2 rRNA genes are annotated in these 2,560 nt (G+C 55.7%); both read left to right on the top strand.

Features of this window, described 5'->3' with window-relative positions:
- A 23S ribosomal RNA gene (locus M8542_RS49720) occupies positions 1-2,384 on the top strand; the annotation flags it as partial.
- Between the two features lie 56 nt (positions 2,385-2,440).
- A 5S ribosomal RNA gene (rrf, locus tag M8542_RS49725) occupies positions 2,441-2,557 on the top strand.
- Positions 2,558-2,560 lie beyond the last annotated feature (3 nt).

The following is a 2,560-nucleotide window of genomic DNA, read 5'->3' on the forward strand; positions in this document are numbered from 1 at the left end:
AGTCGCGTGGTCTAGACCCGAAGCGGAGTGATCTACCCATGGCCAGGGTGAAGCGACGGTAAGACGTCGTGGAGGCCCGAACCCACTTAGGTTGAAAACTGAGGGGATGAGCTGTGGGTAGGGGTGAAAGGCCAATCAAACTCCGTGATAGCTGGTTCTCCCCGAAATGCATTTAGGTGCAGCGTCACGTGTTTCTTGTTGGGGGTAGAGCTACTGGATGGTCTAGGGGCCTTACCGGGTTACCGAAATCAACCAAACTCCGAATACCAATAAGTGAGAGCGTGGCAGTGAGACGGCGGGGGATAAGCTTCGTCGTCGAGAGGGAAACAGCCCAGAACACCAGCTAAGGCCCCTAAGTGTGTGCTCAGTGGGAAAGGATGTGGGATTGCCCAGACAACCAGGAGGTTGGCTTAGAAGCAGCCACCCTTGAAAGAGTGCGTAATAGCTCACTGGTCAAGTGGTCCTGCGCCGACAATGTAGCGGGGCTTAAGCACACCGCCGAAGCTGTGTCATTCATGCAATACATCGGCTCGACTCCTTGAGGGTCGTGTCTAGTGGTGTGGATGGGTAGGGGAGCGTCCTGCATCCAGGGAAGCGGCGGCGGAAGCCAGTCGTGGAGGGTGTGGGAGTGAGAATGCAGGCATGAGTAGCGAATGCAGAGTGAGAAACTCTGCCGCCGGATGACCAAGGGTTCCTGGGCCAGGCTAATCCGCCCAGGGTAAGTCGGGACCTAAGGCGAGGCCGACAGGCGTAGTCGATGGACAACGGGTTGATATTCCCGTACCCGAGCATGTGCGCCCATGACGAGGCGTTTGATACTAACCACCCAAAGCCATGAGCTGAAGTCTTCGGATGGAGGTTTGTGTGTGGAGCGTGGGACCTGATTTCGTAGTAGTCAAGCGATGGGGTGACGCAGGAAGGTAGCTCCGCCAGGCGATGGTTGTCCTGGTGTAAGCGTGTAGGGAAGCTGGTAGGCAAATCCGCCAGCTACATATCCTGAGACGTGATGCGTAGCCGTTTGAGGCGAAGTAGAGTGATCCTATGCTGCCGAGAAAAGCCTCTAGTGAGTGCATGCACGGCCCGTACCCCAAACCAACACAGGTGGTCAGGTAGAGAATACCAAGGCGATCGGGTGAACTGTGGTTAAGGAACTCGGCAAAATGCCCCCGTAACTTCGGGAGAAGGGGGGCCAAACATCCTGAAGCTTCTTGCAGGCTAGGGGTGGGTGGCCGCAGAGACCAGCGGAAAGCGACTGTTTACTAAAAACACAGGTCCATGCGAAGTCGCAAGACGATGTATATGGACTGACGCCTGCCCGGTGCTGGAACGTTAAGAGGACCGGTTAGCCTTTCGGGGCGAAGCTGAGAATTTAAGCGCCAGTAAACGGCGGTGGTAACTATAACCATCCTAAGGTAGCGAAATTCCTTGTCGGGTAAGTTCCGACCTGCACGAATGGCGTAACGACTTTCCGGCTGTCTCAACCACAGGCCCGGCGAAATTGCACTACGAGTAAAGATGCTCGTTACGCGCGGCAGGACGGAAAGACCCCGGGACCTTTACTATAGTTTGGTATTGGTTTTCGGTTCGGCTTGTGTAGGATAGGTGGGAGACTGTGAAGCGGTGACGCTAGTTACTGTGGAGTCGTTGTTGAAATACCACTCTGGTCGAATTGGGAATCTGAACCTCGGGCCATGATCTGGTTCAGGGACAGTGCCTGATGGGTAGTTTAACTGGGGCGGTTGCCTCCTAAAGAGTAACGGAGGCGCCCAAAGGTTCCCTCAGCCTGGTTGGCAATCAGGTGTTGAGTGCAAGTGCACAAGGGAGCTTGACTGTGAGACAGACATGTCGAGCAGGGACGAAAGTCGGGACTAGTGATCCGGCACCTCCTGGTGGAAGGGGTGTCGCTCAACGGATAAAAGGTACCCCGGGGATAACAGGCTGATCTTGCCCAAGAGTCCATATCGACGGCATGGTTTGGCACCTCGATGTCGGCTCGTCGCATCCTGGGGCCGGAGTAGGTCCCAAGGGTTGGGCTGTTCGCCCATTAAAGCGGCACGCGAGCTGGGTTTAGAACGTCGTGAGACAGTTCGGTCCCTATCCGCCGCGCGCGTAGGATACTTGAGGAAGGCTGTCCCTAGTACGAGAGGACCGGGACGGACGAACCTCTGGTGTGCCAGTTGTCCTGCCAGGGGCATGGCTGGTTGGCCACGTTCGGAAGGGATAACCGCTGAAGGCATCTAAGCGGGAAGCCTGTTCCAAGATGAGGTATCCCACCCTTTGTGGGTTAAGGCCCCCAAGAGACCATTGGGTTGATAGGCCAGAAATGGAAGCACAGTAATGTGTTGTTGAGTTGACTGGTACTAATAGGCCGAGGACTTGTCTACGAAGGTGTTACGCATCCACTCTACGGTTCTGAAACACCACGCGTGTTTCGTAGTGTTTCGGTGGTTTTAGCGTCAGGGAAACGCCCGGTCCCATTCCGAACCCGGAAGCTAAGCCTGACAGCGCCGATGGTACTGCAACCGAAGGGTTGTGGGAGAGTAGGACACCGCCGAACTTA

This window comes from Amycolatopsis iheyensis, assembly GCF_024703995.1.
Classification (GTDB): Bacteria; Actinomycetota; Actinomycetes; order Mycobacteriales; family Pseudonocardiaceae; genus Amycolatopsis; species Amycolatopsis iheyensis.